This window comes from Rania fehmarnensis (genome assembly GCF_056494185.1).
The window spans coordinates 6,851,992-6,869,521 of record NZ_CM151398.1; the positions used below are offsets into that span (position 1 = coordinate 6,851,992).

The following is a 17,530-nucleotide window of genomic DNA, read 5'->3' on the forward strand; positions in this document are numbered from 1 at the left end:
GTTTCCTTTGTCCCCGGGCCTCACTGATAATATTGCGCTGAGAAGGAAACACGACAGCATGCTCATGCGTCATCCGCACCCAGAGTTACAATTTGCTTACAAATTACCTTTCGGAGCCGTGGTCACTGACCGCGGTGTGCAGTTTGTAGTCTTCAGCCGCAGCGCTACCGCTATGCGCGTTCTGCTGTACGATCACGTCGATGATCGCGAGCCCAGCGAAATCATCGACTTTGATCGCGATACCGATCGCTGGGGCGATGTGTGGAGTGCTTTTGTGCCGGGCATTGGCCCTGGCCAACTGTATCACTTCCAAGCCAACGGACCGTTCGACCCTGAATCCGGACAGTGGTTCGATGGCAATGCACGTCTGATCGATCCATTTGCCAAAGCGCTGGCTGGCTGCTTTCAAAAGAGCACCGATGGTGTTTTGCGGCCGCCCAAGTGTGTCGTGGTCGATGACTACTTCGATTGGGAAGGCGATCGCCACTTGCGTCGGCCACTGGCCGACACGGTCATCTATGAAATGCATGTGCGCGGTTTTACCAAGAGTAAAACTTCGGAATGCAAACATCCAGGCACTTACCTGGGCGTGATCGAAAAAATCCCGTACCTCAAGTCGCTGGGGGTGACCGCGGTCGAACTAATGCCGGTGCATGAGTTCCCGATTTTCGACATTCATGGAAACAAGTTGGATCGGCCAAACTATTGGGGCTATGACCCTATGGCCTTCTTTGCTCCGCACCGCGGTTATGCTGCCAGCGGCGAGCCAGGAGCCCAAGTGGTCGAGTTCAAACAAATGGTCAAGGCCTTGCACCAGGCTGGGATCGAAGTGATTTTGGATGTGGTGTTCAACCACACCAACGAAGGTAATGAACTTGGTCCAGTCCTATCGTTCAAAGGACTTGAGAACCAGGTTTATTACATTCTCAACAGCGGTGGTAGCCATTACAGCAACTATTCCGGTTGCGGTAACACGTTCAATGGCAACCACCCGATTTGTCGCGAGTTGATATTCCACTGCTTGCGACACTGGGTTCACAACTATCACGTCGATGGATTCCGCTTTGACCTGGCGAGCATTCTGTCGCGCGATCGTTATGGCAACTTGATGCCCAACCCACCTTTGGTCGAACAGATCGCCGAAGATCCTATGTTGGCTGATACCAAGATCATTGCGGAAGCTTGGGATGCAGCCGGCGCATATCAAGTCGGATCGTTCGGTGATCTGCGCTGGGCCGAGTGGAATGGTCGCTACCGCGATGACGTGCGTCGGTACTGGCGCGGTGATGGTGGTATGACCGGTCCGCTGGCAACTCGTTTGGCTGGTTCGTCCGACCTGTACGAGCACGCCGGCCGCGCTCCTTATTGCAGTATCAACTTCATCACCAGCCACGACGGCTTTACGATGAACGACCTGGTCAGCTACAAGGACAAACACAACGAGGTCAATGGTGAAGGCAATCGCGACGGTGACAACAATAACTGTAGCGATAACTACGGCATCGAAGGTCCCACACGCCGCAAACCAGTCGAGCGACTGCGCGTGCGTCAGATCAAGAACATGCTGAGCACGATGATGCTCAGCCAAGGTGTACCGATGATCGTCATGGGCGACGAATGTCGCCGCACGCAGCGCGGTAATAACAATGCTTATTGCCAGGATAACGACATCTCCTGGTTCAATTGGTCGCTTGTGAAACGCAACGAAGACCTAATCAAGTTTGTGCAAGGTCTAATCGAGATTCGCAAGAGTCAACCGACTTTGCGCCGCACGCGTTTCTTGACTGGCCGAGCATTTGATTCGCGTGGTGTGCCTGACGTCAATTGGTTCAATCACCTGGGTCTTGGTGTCAACTGGGATAACCCCGATGGATCGCTCAGCTGCTGGCTGCCAGCGCCAGCGGTACACGATGATCCGCAAGGCACCGGGCGCGATCTGCTGCTGATGTTCAACGGTGTGGGTGAGAATCGCAAGTTCGTGATTCCTGAACCCACCCGCGGCTTGCGCTGGAGCCTACTGATCGACACCGGCGCTGACTCGCCCAACGATGTTTTCCCAGAGCACAATGGCCCACCAGCCGCTGCCTCGCGACAAGAAGAGCTGCAGTACCGCAGCCTAAAAGTCTTCGTCGCCGACCGAGCGGGATAAACGTAGCATAGGAGCCTGTGTCTTCCTGTGGCATAGGCTTCCAGCCTGTGGCATAGGCTTCCAGCCTGTGGGCTTATAGCCGGGAAATAGAGTTAACGCCGAAGATTAAAAACAAAAGACCGCAGAGGAAAATCCTCTGCGGTCTTTGCGTTTTGAAGACACAGGCTGGAAGCCTATGCCACAAGGAGACACAGGCTGGAAGCCTATGCCACATGGGCACAGGCTGGAAGCCTAGGCCAGACTTACGAGCAGCCCATTGAGTTGCCGCAGTTGTGGCACAGGTAGCAATTGCCATTGCGGACGGTGATCGAACCGCAGTTGTCGCAGGTCGGCGCGTCCGATTGGAAGCGCGCGAATTGCGAATTGCGATTGTTACCAACGACGCCGGTTTCGTTGAACATGGCCCCAGCCCGCTCGAGGGTCTCGTTGTCAATCACAGTCAAGCTGCGATTGAAGCGAGCGGCGGTGGTGATCGCTTCTTCGGACACAGGCCCGCCATTGCCATCGACCTTCTTGGCAGTAGGCTTGCTCGAGGTCGACTTGGCCTTGGCATCAGCCGCGGCTTTGGCTTCGGGAGCATTACCGAGTTTGCCGCTGAGTGAACTGCCGCGCGAGTTTTTGGCTGCTGGCTTGGTCGTGTCTTTAGCATCGACATTGGCATCGACTTTGGATTCGGCCTTGGATTCAACTTTGAGTTCCGCTGTCGCATCGAGTTTGGGTTCCGCTTTGGACGTGGTCGTTGTAGCCGAGTCTCGGAGAGACTCGGCTACGTGGCTCGGTTCGCTCTTGAGCGTGCCGGTCATGGCTTCGCGATAGCCAGCGATAAAGTTGATTCCCATCCAACGGAAGATGTAATCGACCATGCTCTTGGCGATGCGAATGTCAGGATTGGTCGTGTGACCCATCGGCTCAAACCGAGTATGGCTGAACTTGTTGACCAGCACTTCCAGCGGTACGCCATATTGCAGCGACAGCGAGATGGCCGTGCCGAAGCTGTCCATCAGACCGCCAACCGTACTCCCTTCCTTGGCCATGGTGATGAATAGTTCACCCGGACGACCGTCGGGGTACAGGCCAACATTCAAGTAGCCTTCGTGGCCGCTGATGTTGAACTTGTGCGTAATCGATTGCCGGGTATCGGGCAGTCGTTCACGCCGCGGCTTGTAAACGATCTTCTCGACAGTCTTTTCAGCTGCCTTGTCGCCTTCGGTCTTGGTCGACAGTGGCTGGCTCTGCTTGGAACCGTCGCGATAGATGGCGATGGCTTTCAGGCCGAGTTCCCAACCCCAGAAGTAAGCGTCGGCAATGTCTTGGGCAGTGACATCGCTGGGCATATTGACCGTTTTGGAAATGGCACCAGAGAGGAACGGCTGCGCGGCAGCCATCATCTGCACGTGTGCTTGCCACGGAATGCTGCGCGTACCCTTGGCTGGTTTGAAAGCGCAGTCGAAGACGATCAGGTCTTCGTCTTTGAGGAACGGTGCGCCTTCGATCGTGTCGTTGGCATCGACGTACTCGATGATCGCTTTGATCTGCTCGGGCGTGTAGCCCATGTTTTGTAAGCCCAGCGCCACCGAGCGGTTGACGATCTTCATCATGCCACCGCCAGCAAGTTGTTTGTACTTGACCAAGGCGATATCAGGTTCGATACCAGTGGTATCACAGTCCATCATGAAACTAATCGTACCGGTAGGAGCCAGCACAGTCGCTTGCGCATTGCGGAAACCGTACTTCTCACCCAGTTCGAGCACCTTGTCCCACAGATCGCGGGCGGCTTCCTTCAAGTAAGCTGGACCGGAATCGTTGATCGAGTCGACTGCGTCGCGATGCATGTGCATAACATCTTGCATCGGTTCGCAGTTGTTCTGGTACTCTTCGAATGGACCGACTACACCTGCGATTTCGGCGCTGGTCAGATTGGCAGCACCATGCAGCAGCGCGGTCATCGCACCGCAAATACTACGAGCTTCATCCGAATCGTACGCGGCACCAGCGGTCATGATCAGACTGCCCAGGTTGGAATATCCCAAACCTAGCGGCCGGAACTTGTGACTGTTGTGCGCGATGCGATCGGTCGGATAACTGGCATGGTCGACCAGGATTTCCTGAGCGATAAAGAAGATGCGACAAGCTGACGTGAAGCCCTCGACATCGAATTTGCCATCAGCCTGGCGGAACTTCATCAAGTTGATGCTGGCCAGGTTGCAAGCCGTATTGTCCAGGAACATGTACTCTGAACAAGGATTGCTGGCGTTGATTTGACCTGAGTTCTTGCAGGTATGCCACTTGTTGATCGTGGTATCGTACTGCACCCCTGGATCGCCACAGTGCCAAGCACAATCGGCCATGCGGGCCAGGACCTCGCGAGCTTCATATTCTGGTGGAGTGCCTCGAGCTTTATCGCTGACCCAAGTGGTTTGCCATTTCTGGCTGTCCCGCACCGCTTCCATGAAGGCATCGCTGACGCGGACCGACAAGTTGGCGTTTTGGAAACAGACTGACGAGTAGGCTTCGCCATTAAAGTTAGATTCGTAGCCTTCACGAATGAGTGCGTGAGCCTTTTGCTCTTCGCGCCACTTGCATTCGATGAACTCCATGATGTCTGGGTGCGAGACCTTCAAAGATTGCATTTTGGCCGCCCGGCGGGTTTTGCCACCGCTCTTGACGACGCCAGCGATCGAATCGTAGACGCGCATGAAGGACAGAGGACCCGATGGAGTGCCGCCACCCGAGAGCTTTTCACGGCTGCTGCGAATGGTCGACAAGTCGGTGCCCGTACCGCTACCGAACTTGAACAGCTTGGCTTCGCTGGCCGCCAGCCGCATGATGTCTTCCATGTTGTCTTCAACACTTTGGATGAAGCATGCCGAGCCTTGTGGATATTCGTAAGGGTTATCGGGTTGTTCGACTTGTTTGGTATCGCGGTTATAGCGATATGTGCACTTGGCACCGACAACGCCGTATTGTTGGTACAAGCCTACGTTGAACCACACGGGCGAATTAAACGAACCGTATTGATGCAGGCACAACCAAGAGAGTTCACGATAGAATCGCTCGCCATCAGCTGGTGAATCGAAGTAACCGTCTTCCAATCCCCAGTCGGTGATGGTGCGCGAAACGCGATGCACCAGTTGGCGGACGCTCTTTTCGCGTTGCGGGGTACCTGGTTCACCGTAGAAATACTTGCTAACAACAACATTGGTCGCCAACTGACTCCAGCTGGCCGGGATCTCGCAGTCGGTTTGCTCGAACAGCGGTTTGCCGCTTTCGTCTTTGATAACTGCTTTGCGAATCTCCCAGTCGACGGTCTCAAAGGGGTCGACTGCACCAGCCGGACAGAATCGATCATCGATCTGCAAGCCCATGCGATTGCCTCGCAACTTGGAAGAAAAACGAGCCCGACGTTGACTGCGTCCCAATTCGACAGTGGCCATCCTGAAAAACTCCTTACCGATCAACAATCTAGAAAAGTGATTCTGCGGAGTCTCGCGGATCGACTGACACCTTCGGTCTGTCATCAGCCCACGTAGGCACCGCAAAACAGCGGATCGGCCCCCATGAAAACTGCTACAAACCAGTAAGTGTTCGCTCCCGCAAAACATCCTGAAATAACCCGGCTCTGGGGCGTGGTGTATCGTTGCCACCGCGGCGTTTCCGTCCGCTGTCAAAGATTCCTATTTACCGCCGAGACCACGGGATTGACCACTACCTATAGTGTACACGAACAAATGACAGCACTACATGTAGCAGCGAGAGGAATCTTAGCGAGTCACCAAGGGATGTCAAACTTTGTTGGTGGAGTGTCGCAAGTGATGGCTCGATAGGGACTTGGGGCGAGCTGAATCGTTACCCCACCGAGGAGTGTCCAGTGCGTTGCTCGCTGCAACTGACTAGCCTGCAAGGATTTGTGAAGAATCAATGAACAATGCTAGCAATAGAGCTTGGCGAGCCTACAACGAGAAAAAAATCTAAAACGCTTTTAGCGTGTAAAGATGGGTAATGTAGAGCGTTCCGGGGGAGGGCGACGGTCCTCCTGAGCTGTAGAGCAGCTGTCCTCAGCTGCTCAGAACCCGCTAACCAAAATTTCTTCACACCGCATGTCCATGATGGCGATCCTGCGAGCCGAGTGGATCCCCGGTGCGTTGTCGTGCTTCGTAACGGTGTTTGGCTCAGGAGGACCTTCGCCCCCTTCGCCCTCCCGGTCACGCGGTCGGTAGAGAATTTTATTAGAGGGTGCTGAGCGGCTGGGGACAGCCGCTCTACGACCACTATTCGCTGCGACGTTTGAGCATGGTGACTTGGTTGCCGACGTCGTTGTAGTCGACTTCGTCCATCATTTGTTTCATGAGCATGACGCCGCGACCGTGGGGGGTTTCCAGATGATCGTCGTCGGTTGGGTCAGGCAAGGTATCGGGACAGAAGCCCTCGCCTTGATCGCGAATGCGCAGCGAAGTGGCTTTGCGCGAAACGTGCAGTTCCACATCGACAGTCTTGTCGGGAGATTCTTTGTTCCCATGGGTGATGGCGTTGACTATCGCTTCTTCGACTGCCAACTGAACATGGAACAAGTCGCGACCTTCCCATCCAAATTGTTCGAGCACCTTTACGTAGCGCTCAATCAATTCGTGGCCAGAGTCTGACGAGCTAGGAATTTGCTCATGCAGACTCCACTCCCAGGCTGGATCAGCCATCGCGTACGCTCCAGAAAAGGTTCGATAGACAAGAGGCGGAGGTTACGTCAATGGATCGAATTAGATGTCCACACCAAACGCCTTGAGGGCATCGGGTTCGGTTTTCTTGATGTCAAACACGCGGCTCAGCTTGGTGATCGTAAAGATCTCCATGATCTCGGCCCGCAGGCAGCACAGTCGCATCTTGCCGCCGCCAGCCTTGACCTTCTTGTCCATCATGATCAGCTTGTTCAGCGCAGCGGACCCCAAGAACTCGACGCTATCGAAGTTGAGGATGATGTTCTTGAACTTATCTTTTTCCAGCAGCTGGAACAGTTCATCACCGACTTCTTCTATGTTCGATGGATCAACGATCTTGCGGTCCAGGAATCGTACCAAGGCCAAATCTCCAACTGCGGAGACGGTTATGCGGCGACGGTCAGCCATTGGCTTGCCTCTTTTTCAAGATGTCTACAGGTAAGGTTCAAAAGCTGCTTAAGTATAATAAGCGGCTGCAGTCAAGGTAAGTGACTAGTAAGTTCGTTCAGCCCGCGCTTCAAACCGCTGCTTTTGGACTGAGCACCGCCAGCGGATCACCTTCGCGAACACCCAAAGTCAGAGCCACCAGGTCGGGGATAATCATCCCGGTGTCGGTCTGCCGGGCTGGACCAATCATAGCTCGAAAACCACCCTGACGACTGGCCAAGATTGCCTCAGGTGCATCGAGTTTCTCCGCGATTTCGATAATGGGGGCTTCTACGACGCGCTGGACAGCGGCAATCTCATCACGTGCACACTGCACAACCGGGCCGCCATCAAAGATGTCGATCATGTCAACAATGTTGAAACCCTCTTCGCGCAGCATGGCTAATGCCGGCTCAGTGTCCGGATGAACCTGACCGATCACCGCGCGACCCTCAGGTGGCAACAAGCACACATAGATCGGGTGCCGCGGCATTAGGTCTTCGATGAACCGCTTGTCAATCGTCGAAAGACTGTCGGCTTGCGGAAACTCCATCGCAAAGAAGTGCCTTCCAATTGCCTCCCAGAACGGGCAAGTACCATCGCCGTTGACCACCCCCCGCATTTCGGCAATGACTTGATCGGCAAAGCGTTTGGGGTGGCGGGCAATGAACATGAATCGCGATAGACTCAGCAAACGCCCGCGGCCGCGGCCGCGATACGGGGGATCGAGAAACAGGCTGCCAATCTCGGTGGGGCCATCGTGAATCTTCTGCAATTGCAACGATTCGAAATCTTGGCTCGTACCCAGTAGTTCGCAGCGTGCGGTCTCGAACACGCGGCGGTAGCTATAAAAGGGTTCGTATCCGCCCGTTTTGGAGAAGATACAAGACGTGCCCACCAATTGATGTTTGGCCAGATCTTCCATCACAAAGACGTACAGGTCGCTGCCGGGCCGCTCGGTCTTGCGCGTGAAGGCAAAGTGAGAGCATTCGATGCGTTCGTTCAGTTGTTCGCGCGTGATTTGCAGCGTGGTCATGCCAAAGGTGGCTTGATTGATCAATTTCCACAACTGATCGGCATCTTCTAACGTAGCCGCGCGAACGATGATCATAGGCACCTCAATATGTTTGAACTACACGCTCAATTATATTGCATGCTTGATGGATGTGCTCGATCGTAGTCACTCCGGGCGGTGGCAAGAAGCGAATCCGCGCCGGATCATGGCCAGCCACAAAGCTCATCAATCCAGCTTCGTATAGCCCGTGAACCATGCGGGCTGCGAAGGCGTCGGAACCATCGCCAGGTGTAAAGGCAAACATCATCCCGCAGCCATAAGGACCACTAATCTTGCCTGGATAACGCGCGGACAAATCGCGCATGCGCTGCGCATAGACCTCGTGACGTTGCATGTTCTGGCTACCTGTTCCAAAACACTCGGCCGCTTCCAAGCAATCCAGCACGCGCAAACCCGCAGCGATACTGCTGCTGGCAGCAATAAAAGTTTGACTCAGCAGCGGTCCCTTGGGCTTCAGTTCTGGTCGATACAGCGTGCCGCAAACCTGCGTGATCTTGCCGAAGGTCACGATGTCGGCGTACTGGTCATATCCAAAATGCTGAAAAGCGAAGGGATGGCTCAGACGTGAAAAAGTTTGCACCTCATCAAAGATCACCAGGATGCCAGCTTGCCGAGCGATCTCGGCAATGCCGCGCACATAATCGGGCGCGGCTGCGTAATAACCGCCTTCACCTGTGATCAGTTCCAGCCACACGGTCGCATGCTGGCCAGGATAGCGAGCCACTAGTTTTTTTAGCGTGGCCAAACCGGCTTCGATCTGGTGCGGTGAAGATTCGGTCGTCAACATGGGCAAGTAATCCACGGCCAGGGCCGTCGGAATCCCTTGGCGATATTGCGGCCGATCCGTTAGCTGGGCGGTGGCAATCGATCGCCCTGCAAAACAATTGTCGATGGCCAGCACACGTGTAGCGGGGTGACGATTGTGAAAAGCGATCTTCAGCGCGTTCTCGTTGGCCATGGCACCGCTGGTCGACAGCAGACAGTGGCTCAACTGGGCACCGGTGCCGTTGGCTAACTTGAGCATGCGCTCAGCTAGCGCCAGGGCCGGCGGGTGCTGCTGCAAGTTGCCTTGCATGACCGTGTCTTCCAGGGCGGCATCGATGGCGGCATCCAATAGCTGTGGATGGCTGTGGCCCAGTCCATGCACACCGATGCCAGTAATGAAGTCGAACTTGACACTACCATCGGCCAGTTCGACCAGCGGTCCATGGCCCAGACCACTACTCAAGTAAGGAAAGTAGGTCGCGCCACCGCGGGCTAAGGCCAAGCGATCGAGCAGTTGTTTGTAATAGGCAACCAACGCCTCGTCAGGGCCATGTGGACCCTGCAAGTGTGCTTGGGCATCTGCCAGGGCGCTGGCCAACAATTGCTTGGCTTGGGCAATACGAGGATCGGAACGAAGTTGGTCAGCGATGAGTCCCACTGCGGAATTCCTGTTTACTGTGTGCGATCATTACCCAACGCCTCTGCGTAGGTTCACTCTTTGCCTTCAGAGATCGTGAGTCCGACAATCGATACTTGAACAGTGTCTTATTTGAAGTGTCTTATTTGAAGTGTCTTCTAAAGTCTCTGAACTCTTGTGGCCAGGGAGCAACAAACTGCAGCATCTCACCAGAAACGGGATGCTGCAAGCCCAGAGTCTCGGCGTGCAGTGCCAATCGCGAGTACGACCAAAAGCGATGCTGCGCCTGGTCCGTGTGGTAACGCGGATCGCCGAGAATGGGATGCCCCAAGTCTGCCAGGTGAACGCGAATCTGATTGCGCCGGCCGGTCTCCAGTTGAACCGTGAGAATGGCGACGTCGCTGAGTTGTTGTCGCACTTCGTAATGTGTGATGGCCAATTCACCCCCCTCAGGATCGCTGGTGGCATACCGATTCAAGTCTTTATCGGTGGCCAGGTAGTTGCGAATGGTGCCACGTTGGTTTTCGAGTTGCCCGATAACGATGGCCGTGTATTTGCGCTGCGGCTTGCGAGCTTGAAACTGATCCCGTAGTTTCAACGCCATCGGGAGCGATTTTCCGAAGATCAGTAAACCCGAAACGCCACGGTCCAGTCGATGCACGCAGTAGGCTTCGGTGCCGGGCTGCAGTCGCGATAGATAGCGGTTGATATTGCCCAGCAGTGTGTTGCTCTCGCGTTTGGGCGTGGGAACCGTGAGCAATCCCGCTGGCTTGACGACTACCATCACATACTCGTCGTCGTAGACAACCTCGAACGGCTCGCGACGCGCAGACTTTTGTTTCTTACTGGGAGTAGCAACAGGCTGTGGGGCGTAATCGATCTCGAGAAAATCGCCGGGCTCCAGCTTCCAGTGTGGCTGACGCACCACGCGTGAGTTGACAGTCACCAGTCCATCATGGACCAATTCTGAAGCGATCCCCTTAGGAACTTTCAAATAGGACTGAACCAATGCCAAAAGATTTCGAGCCGGCAGGGGAATGCGCTGGTCGACAGTAAAACTCTTTTTCAACTTCCCGATGGCTCCCTGGCCTCAAGTAGGCTCTTGATCTTCTCTTCAACTTGTTGGGCTGTCTTTTGGCCAGAACCGGTAACGATTAGCTGAACGTTGCCCTGCTGATCAACCACCACAGCTTGTGGGATACCATAGACACCGAACAACTTATTGTAGTCGCTGACTTTGGGTGTCACGACTAGACCATAAGGCAATTCGTGCTTAAGTCGAAATTGCTCGAGCATTTCCAGCTCTTGCTCCAAGGTGGCTTCTTTGTCGGCCACTTGACTGCCCGCGTCTTTATCCCAGACATATCCATACTGACGCGTTACTCCGATAATGGCGAGACCTTGGTCAGAGTAAGTCTCGTGCAAGTGCCTCAAATGCGGAAAGGTGGCAATGCATGGGCCACACCAGACAGCCCAGAAATCGATCAGCACAACTTTGCCTTTGAGTGACGGCCAATCAACTTTGGGCGTATTGAGAACGGCTTCGATTTGAAAGTCTGGGGCGGGTTGGCCAATCAATTGGCGGTGAACCAACTTGCTCTTGGTCCTAGTGAGCGCACTATTAAGTGTTGATTGCGAGCCTCGGAGCTGTTTTGTTTGGGCTTCGTCCAAGCGCTCGGCTAACGAATCGGCCAGCGGTTTGAGCTCTTCGAGAATGTCGAGCGCCTGCTGCGGATCGGACTCCGCTACATACGTAGCCAGGGCCAATTGCAACGATTGATAAGCACGATAGTCCTCTACCGATGCATCCTCGTGCTGAACTGCTTCCAACAGTTGTGGCTGCACTTCTGTCATCAGCGAGCGGGCTTCGTCGGCCAGATATTCGCCCACGATGCGCACAAAGTTGCTGGTAGCTGTCGCCAGTCGCTGACGATTGGCCGCGGTAGATTGTTCCGACAACCGCGTCTTGGCTTGCTGAACATTATCAGACAACAACTGGCGCGCATCGACAATGCGGTCATGCTCGACAAACAGCTGTGCCAGCGTCACTGGCAAAGCGTTGCTCATCGATGAGTCCTTGTGCGAGTTGGCCAGGCGGGCTATCGAGGACTGCAGCGTGGCGATGGCCTGGTCGACTTGCCCGGCGTCTTCTAGTAGAACACTCTGGCCCTGCGAAGCCAGGACGAAACTGGCAACCAGTTGCCCCGAGCTGTCTTCATTGAGCTTGGTATTCAAGCCATCAAGAATGACGCCATACAGCGCTCTGGCTTCGTCAGGTTTCTGACGCGAAAGGGCGGATGCCAAATTGACGCTCAGGTAATACTGCTCGTCGGTCGGCTCGCTTTGGAGAGCTTCGGTAACCAGTGCTTTGGCTGTATCGAAGTCTTTTTGGGTGATGAGTTGCTGCAGCGATTGCCGAGTGAGTTTGGGGAGCTCTGCCGCTGCATCGGCGGCGGATTTCTCAGCAGCAGATTTTTCAGCAGCAGATTTTTCAGCATCTTGGGGCATGCCGGACGGCGGTTCGTCCGCAGCCCACAGCTGCGAGCGGAGTTGGACAGCGCCGCTGCTGGAGAGCGTGCCCATCATCGCCAGGGTCCACACCGCAAAACGTCGGCGAAGTTCGTCCGCACTGGACGGAGAATCCGTTGAGCCACTCATCGCTCGTTGCCTTGAAACATAGATTGTAAATGATCAGCCGGGCAAGCTAATAATCTATGGTATCGATCGGGCGGCGGAAAGCCGTAGAACGTAGAGCAGCTAAACGTAGAGCATCGGTCGTCAGCTGCTCCGAACCCTCGCGTAGAGCAGCTGTCCTCAGCTGCTCAGAACCCTCGCGTAGAGCAGCTGTCCTCAGCTGCTCAGAACCTGCTAACCGAGGTATCATCAAACCTGAGGACTAGCGTAACAGGCAAACGACTTGCCGGGTGCCGAGCGGCTGGGGACAGCCGCTCTACAACGACTAGCGTTACAGGCAAACGACTTGCCGGGTTCGGAGCGGCTGGGGACAGCCGCTCTACAACGACTAGCGTTACAGGCAAACGACTTGCCGGGTGCAGAGCGGCTGGGGACAGCCGCTCTACAAAGCAGTGAACTACTTGCTTTCGGCAGGCGCGGCAGCGGCTGGGTCGGCTGGTGGAGTGGCTGGGGCTGGGTCAGCTGGGGCTGGCGTTTCGATGGCCGGCGGGGTCGAATTCGATGGTGCAGGGGCTGCTGCCGGTGCACATCCCATCGCGCCCAGTCCAAGAACTGCCAACAGTGCAAAGCGTTTCATCTGAGTCTTCTCCAAGAAAGAAATAAGCGTATCTGACCGGCGGCGGGTGCCGGCGGTACATCGATCCAGAAAGAGTAGAGTCCGCTCGGGCCAACTTTATTCCATCGTTGCCCGCAGATTTTTTCCAGTTGCCATCAAGGCTTTCGCCAAGCTCAGGCCAGTAGTAAACTGCTGCTGGTCGCTTTCAGCCCTTCTAAGCTGAAACGGATTTCGTAGTCGGTATGATAAGATTGTTAGGCTGTATGCAAGAAATGCTGGGAACAATTCATCAGGGAGATTGCATCGCCGGCATGGCTGCGCTGCCTGATGGTTCGATTGATCTGGCCTTTGCCGATCCGCCGTTTAACATCGGTTATCAATACGACGAATACGATGACCGCTTGGAGAGCGAGAAGTACCTGCAGTGGAGCGCGCAGTGGATTGGACAAGTCCATCGCGTGCTCAAAAGCAACGGCACCTTCTGGCTGGCCATCGGCGACGAATATGCAGCCGAATTAAAGATCGCAGCTCAACAAGTGGGTTTCCACTGTCGCAACTGGGTGGTGTGGTACTACACCTTTGGTGTGCATTGCAGCCACAAATTCACCCGCTCACACGCTCATCTGTTTTATTTCGTCAAAGACCCTAAGGTCTTTACTTTCAACTTCGACGATATCAGCGTGCCCTCGGCCCGGCAGCTGGTCTATGGCGACAAGCGAGCCAATCCCAAAGGACGCACGCCCGATGACACGTGGATCCTGCGGCCGCAGGATTGCGAGGGTTTTGGCAGCGAAGAAGACACTTGGTATTTTCCTCGCGTAGCTGGCACGTTCAAAGAACGAGCCGGATTTCATGGCTGCCAGATGCCTGAGCAACTGTTGGGGCGCATCATTCGAGCTTCGTCCAACCCGGGCGAGATCGTGATCGATCCATTCTCGGGCAGTTCGACCACCGTGGCAGTGGCCAAGAAATTGGGGCGACAGTTTTTATCTTTCGAACTATCGAAAGAATATCAACGGTTGGGCTTGGCTCGGCTGGATTCGGTCGGGGTGGGCGATGCGTTGGAGGGTGCCCCTGAACCGCGAGTTTCCGCCCCCGCGACGGCCCAAGGTCGAAAACTGGGAGAATCCAAGCCCCGCGCAAGTCGACGCAAACCTGCCGGAGAAATGTTGCCGGGCCTGGAAGATTGACAGCTGGCCGATAAACGCTTGACAATCCGCCCTTAATCTCCAACCATATAAGGCCGAGAACGATTCGCTAACGAGCCTGACCTCTTTTCCGCGTTTGAAAAGAGGTCTTATTTTTTATCGGTTCTCATTGCACAGTCCAACCTGGGAGTAGCTGGGATGTCCGGACAAGTTCCGATGACCCGTGAGAAGTACAACGCAATTAAGGCGGAGATCGACCACTTAGAAAATGTGGTCATGCCTGATATTGCTGAGAAAATTGCTGAAGCGCGGGCTGAAGGCGATTTGAAAGAGAACGCCGAGTACCATGGCCAGCGCGAGCGGCAAGGACTGATGCAGGCTCGTATCAATGATAAGAAGGCTAAGCTAGCCAACGCCTTCATCATCGATCCAGGCAAACTACCCAAAGACGAAGTCGGACTGTTAGCGACCGTCACCGTCAAAGACCTCGACTTTGGCGATGAAGAAGAATACACCATCGTCGGCTTGGGTGACGAAGACTACGACAGCAACAAAATCCTCTCCAGTAGCCCAATTGGCGCTGCTTTGTTAGGAAAAAAAGTTGGCACCAAGCTAGAAATTCCGGTTCCTAAGGGGAAGCTTCGTTTCGAAATACTTTCCATCGCTTACCGTGACCTGGAGTAGCCAGTCCCTTGGCCGACAACAATCCTACATCTGACGGCGAATCGACAGAAAAAAAACAAGAACCATCACTCGGTCCAGCCTGCCTGGTGGTGATCGTTCTGGCTCTGGCCGCCTTCATCGCCTTTTGTTCGATCGCCAGCTTCTTCGTCTTTCGTGATCAGCCGGCCTTGGCCGAACAAGGGATCAACAGAATGTTGGTTCCCTGGGTTGAGTCAAGCGACCTGGCACCCGTCTACAAACAGCAAATCTTGAGCGACTTGGTCGATGTAGTAGATAAGGTTCGTTCGCGCGAACTAACCAGTCGCCAACTAACACGCTTGCGAACCGTGCTGGAAGACAATCCAGTGCTGCTGTGGGGGACCGTCGAAGGCGTACTGGCCAAAGCCGAAGAGGCCGGTTTGTCCGCAGTTGAAATAGAAGCCGGAGAGCATATCAAACAACGTTTGCTGAATGCCGCCGCCCAGCGCAAGCTGGGTAGAAACGATTTGATGTTCATGCTCGAAATGTGCACCCACACACGCCCCGACGGCCAAGGCCCCGAAATCAACGAAAAACTGGCCGCCAAAGATATTCGCGATTTTCTCGCGCGGGCCGAAAAGTTTGTCGACGGTATGAAAGTCCCCACCGAGCCCTTCGAAAAAAGTGTGCCCGAAGTATTTCGGGGGCTAATCGATCAAGCTCTTTCAGTAAAATAGTAGTGGCATAGGCCTCCAGCCTGTGTGCTGTGGCATAGGCTTCCAGCCTGTGTAACATGTGGCATAGGCTTCCAGCCTGTGTGGCATGTGGCATAGGCTTCCAGCCTGTGTAACATTGCCAACCTACCACACAGGCTGGAAGCCTATGCCACACAGGGTGGTATCCCACACATTACATACTTTTCTAGAGATTTGTTTGCACCATGGCGCACCTGACCGCAGTCAATGGCTCCGCTCAAGGTACTCGCTATGAATTGATCAAACCTTTGACAATTCTTGGCCGACATCCCGAATGCGACGTGATCCTCGAAGCCGCGGCTGTCTCGCGCCAGCATGCACGCATCGTACGCCGCGGTGACGAGTTGCTATTGGAAGATCTCAAGAGTCGCAACGGCACCTATTTGAACGGCCAGTTGATCGCCGAACCGACTGGCATCTCCGATGGCGATAACATACGCATCTGCGACTTGGAATTCACCTTTCACGTCAACGAAGTTCAAAATTTGTACGATTCGACCGTCATCAAAGATGGCTCGTCAACCTTCGGCGTGGTCTTGGTCGACGACCCCGATGGTTCGTCGCGAGCTGTGACCAATAAGATCGATGTACGCGGAGCGGGCGCCGGTTCGCAACTGACCACAACCGCAGAAGTGCGATTGGGCGCGGTGCTGGACATTGTGCAAAGCTTGGGCAAAGCGGTCGTGGTGGATGATGTCTTGCCCAAAGTGCTCGACACGCTGTTTCGCATCTTTGTTCAAGCCGACCGCGGCTTTATTGTGCTTCGTAATAGCCAAGGAGCCCTGGTTCCTAAATGGCTCAAGACGCGGCAAGCAGACATGCAAGAAACGTTTCGCATCAGCCGCACCGTGATGAAAGAAGTCATGGATAACCGTCAAGCGCTCATCTCGTTAGATGCCTCCAGCGATGAACGCTTTGAATATGCCGAGAGTGTTGCCGACTTTCGCATTCGTTCGATGATTGTCGCTCCGCTCCTGAGCAGCGATGGCGAAGCGATTGGGGCTATTCAAATGGATACGCTCAATCAACGCCGCCGCTTCGAAGAATCCGACTTGGAAATCCTGGCCGCCGTGGCTGCCCAAGCAGGCGTCGCCATTGAGAATGCGCAATTGCATGAACAACTGGTCGAACAAAGGCTACTGGAACAAGACTTGGATCTTGCCCAGCGCGTCCAGCAAGCGTTCTTGCCTTCCAAACATCCTGACTTGCCGGGATTTTCTTTCTATCACTTCTATCAACCGGCCCAACAGATCGGCGGTGACTACTTCGACTACGTACCCCTATCGGATAATCGCACCGCCATTATCGTCGCCGACGTCGTGGGCCACGGCGTATCGGCCGCCATGTTGATGGCCAAACTGTCTGCCGAAACACGATTCGCCCTAGCCTCCGCGCCAACGCTCAATGAAGCCATCAATCGCCTGAATCACCATATCGCCGGGTTGGGAGTTGAGAAGTTCATCACCTTCCTGTGTCTGGTACTGGATGGCAACACCGGCAATATTGAAATCGTCAATGCTGGCCACATGGCTCCCATGTGGCGCCGCAACGGCACGATCGAACAACCAGGTGAAGAGCAGGCCGGCGTACCGCTGGGGATCATGGAGGACTTCGAATACGAACTGGCCACCATGACACTTTCACCCGGCGAACGATTAGTGCTGTACACCGACGGCATCAACGAAGCTCCTAACGCTGATGGTACCCTGTATGGTATTCCCGCGATTCAAAAACTGTTGTCAGCTGCCAGCCAAGACGTGAACGAAATCGGTACCACTTTGACCGAATCGGTGCTGAAATACATCGAAGGCACAACTCAAGCCGACGATATGTGCCTACTGGTCATCGGTCGTGGGTAGTGCGACCACCACGTAGCCGAGTCTCTCCGAGACTCGGATTACTAGCATCCTAGTCTTCGCCTTGATCTTATTCACAGTCTCGGAGTGACGCTGCTACGTGCCACGTAGCCGAGTC

13 protein-coding genes are annotated in these 17,530 nt (G+C 54.7%); 5 read left to right on the top strand and 8 right to left on the bottom strand.

Going from position 1 to position 17,530, the window contains the following annotated elements; translation table 11 throughout:
- Positions 1-58 precede the first annotated feature (58 nt).
- The gene (glgX, locus tag SH573x_RS23230; RefSeq protein WP_479350244.1) at positions 59-2,149 is read left to right on the top strand and encodes a glycogen debranching protein GlgX; all 2,091 of its coding nucleotides are present in this window, start codon (positions 59-61) and stop codon (positions 2,147-2,149) included.
- 242 nt (positions 2,150-2,391) lie between these two features.
- Here the strand turns inward: glgX and SH573x_RS23235 are convergent, their stop codons facing one another.
- The 8 genes from SH573x_RS23235 to SH573x_RS23270 form a co-directional block, all read right to left on the bottom strand.
- A complete protein-coding gene (locus tag SH573x_RS23235; RefSeq protein WP_479350245.1) occupies positions 2,392-5,667 on the bottom strand; it encodes a vitamin B12-dependent ribonucleotide reductase in 3,276 nt (1,091 codons plus the stop codon).
- Between the two features lie 750 nt (positions 5,668-6,417).
- A complete protein-coding gene (locus SH573x_RS23240; RefSeq protein WP_479350247.1) occupies positions 6,418-6,840 on the bottom strand; it encodes an ATP-binding protein in 423 nt (140 codons plus the stop codon).
- 60 nt (positions 6,841-6,900) lie between these two features.
- Entirely contained in the window at positions 6,901-7,266 is a 366-nt protein-coding gene (locus SH573x_RS23245) for an STAS domain-containing protein (RefSeq protein WP_479350249.1), read from the bottom strand.
- A 109-nt stretch (positions 7,267-7,375) separates the two neighbouring features.
- A complete protein-coding gene (locus SH573x_RS23250; protein ID WP_479350251.1) occupies positions 7,376-8,395 on the bottom strand; it encodes an arginine N-succinyltransferase in 1,020 nt (339 codons plus the stop codon).
- Between the two features lie 7 nt (positions 8,396-8,402).
- Positions 8,403-9,782, bottom strand: coding sequence for an aminotransferase class III-fold pyridoxal phosphate-dependent enzyme (locus SH573x_RS23255; RefSeq protein ID WP_479350253.1), 1,380 nt, complete (start codon positions 9,780-9,782; stop codon positions 8,403-8,405).
- A gap of 121 nt (positions 9,783-9,903) precedes the next feature.
- Positions 9,904-10,830, bottom strand: a complete 927-nt coding sequence (locus SH573x_RS23260; RefSeq protein WP_479350254.1) for an RluA family pseudouridine synthase — start codon at positions 10,828-10,830, stop codon at positions 9,904-9,906.
- Positions 10,827-12,419 (bottom strand): TlpA disulfide reductase family protein, encoded by a 1,593-nt coding sequence (locus SH573x_RS23265; protein ID WP_479350256.1) that lies wholly within the window; start codon positions 12,417-12,419, stop codon positions 10,827-10,829. The genes SH573x_RS23260 and SH573x_RS23265 overlap by 4 nt, the downstream gene beginning before the upstream one ends.
- A gap of 433 nt (positions 12,420-12,852) precedes the next feature.
- The gene (locus tag SH573x_RS23270; protein ID WP_479350258.1) at positions 12,853-13,032 is read right to left on the bottom strand and encodes a hypothetical protein; all 180 of its coding nucleotides are present in this window, start codon (positions 13,030-13,032) and stop codon (positions 12,853-12,855) included.
- A 221-nt stretch (positions 13,033-13,253) separates the two neighbouring features.
- Here SH573x_RS23270 and SH573x_RS23275 point away from each other — a divergent pair, with 221 nt between their 5' ends.
- From SH573x_RS23275 to SH573x_RS23290, 4 genes are all read left to right on the top strand, one after another.
- The gene (locus tag SH573x_RS23275) at positions 13,254-14,201 is read left to right on the top strand and encodes a DNA-methyltransferase (protein ID WP_479350259.1); all 948 of its coding nucleotides are present in this window, start codon (positions 13,254-13,256) and stop codon (positions 14,199-14,201) included.
- A 156-nt stretch (positions 14,202-14,357) separates the two neighbouring features.
- Positions 14,358-14,843 carry a transcription elongation factor GreA gene (gene greA / locus SH573x_RS23280; protein ID WP_479350261.1) on the top strand — a complete coding sequence of 162 codons (486 nt, stop codon included), beginning with the start codon at positions 14,358-14,360 and terminating at the stop codon, positions 14,841-14,843.
- Between the two features lie 8 nt (positions 14,844-14,851).
- Positions 14,852-15,538 carry a hypothetical protein gene (locus tag SH573x_RS23285; protein WP_479350263.1) on the top strand — a complete coding sequence of 229 codons (687 nt, stop codon included), beginning with the start codon at positions 14,852-14,854 and terminating at the stop codon, positions 15,536-15,538.
- Positions 15,539-15,741: 203 nt separating this feature from the next.
- On the top strand, positions 15,742-17,415 hold the full coding sequence (locus tag SH573x_RS23290) for a SpoIIE family protein phosphatase (RefSeq protein WP_479350264.1): 1,674 nt from the start codon (positions 15,742-15,744) through the stop codon (positions 17,413-17,415).
- Positions 17,416-17,530: the final 115 nt, after the last annotated feature.

Bases quoted from the DNA above. Each gene is read 5' to 3' on its own strand.
- SH573x_RS23250 (WP_479350251.1), bottom strand. From the start codon at position 8,395: ATGATCATCGTTCGCGCGGCTACGTTAGAAGATGCCGATCAGTTGTGG.
- SH573x_RS23290 (WP_479350264.1), top strand. From the start codon at position 15,742: ATGGCGCACCTGACCGCAGTCAATGGCTCCGCTCAAGGTACTCGCTAT.
- SH573x_RS23240 (WP_479350247.1), bottom strand. From the start codon at position 6,840: ATGGCTGATCCAGCCTGGGAGTGGAGTCTGCATGAGCAAATTCCTAGC.
- glgX (WP_479350244.1), top strand. From the start codon at position 59: ATGCTCATGCGTCATCCGCACCCAGAGTTACAATTTGCTTACAAATTA.
- greA (WP_479350261.1), top strand. From the start codon at position 14,358: ATGTCCGGACAAGTTCCGATGACCCGTGAGAAGTACAACGCAATTAAG.
- SH573x_RS23270 (WP_479350258.1), bottom strand. From the start codon at position 13,032: ATGAAACGCTTTGCACTGTTGGCAGTTCTTGGACTGGGCGCGATGGGA.
- SH573x_RS23245 (WP_479350249.1), bottom strand. From the start codon at position 7,266: ATGGCTGACCGTCGCCGCATAACCGTCTCCGCAGTTGGAGATTTGGCC.
- SH573x_RS23265 (WP_479350256.1), bottom strand. From the start codon at position 12,419: ATGAGTGGCTCAACGGATTCTCCGTCCAGTGCGGACGAACTTCGCCGA.
- SH573x_RS23275 (WP_479350259.1), top strand. From the start codon at position 13,254: ATGATAAGATTGTTAGGCTGTATGCAAGAAATGCTGGGAACAATTCAT.
- SH573x_RS23235 (WP_479350245.1), bottom strand. From the start codon at position 5,667: ATGACAGACCGAAGGTGTCAGTCGATCCGCGAGACTCCGCAGAATCAC.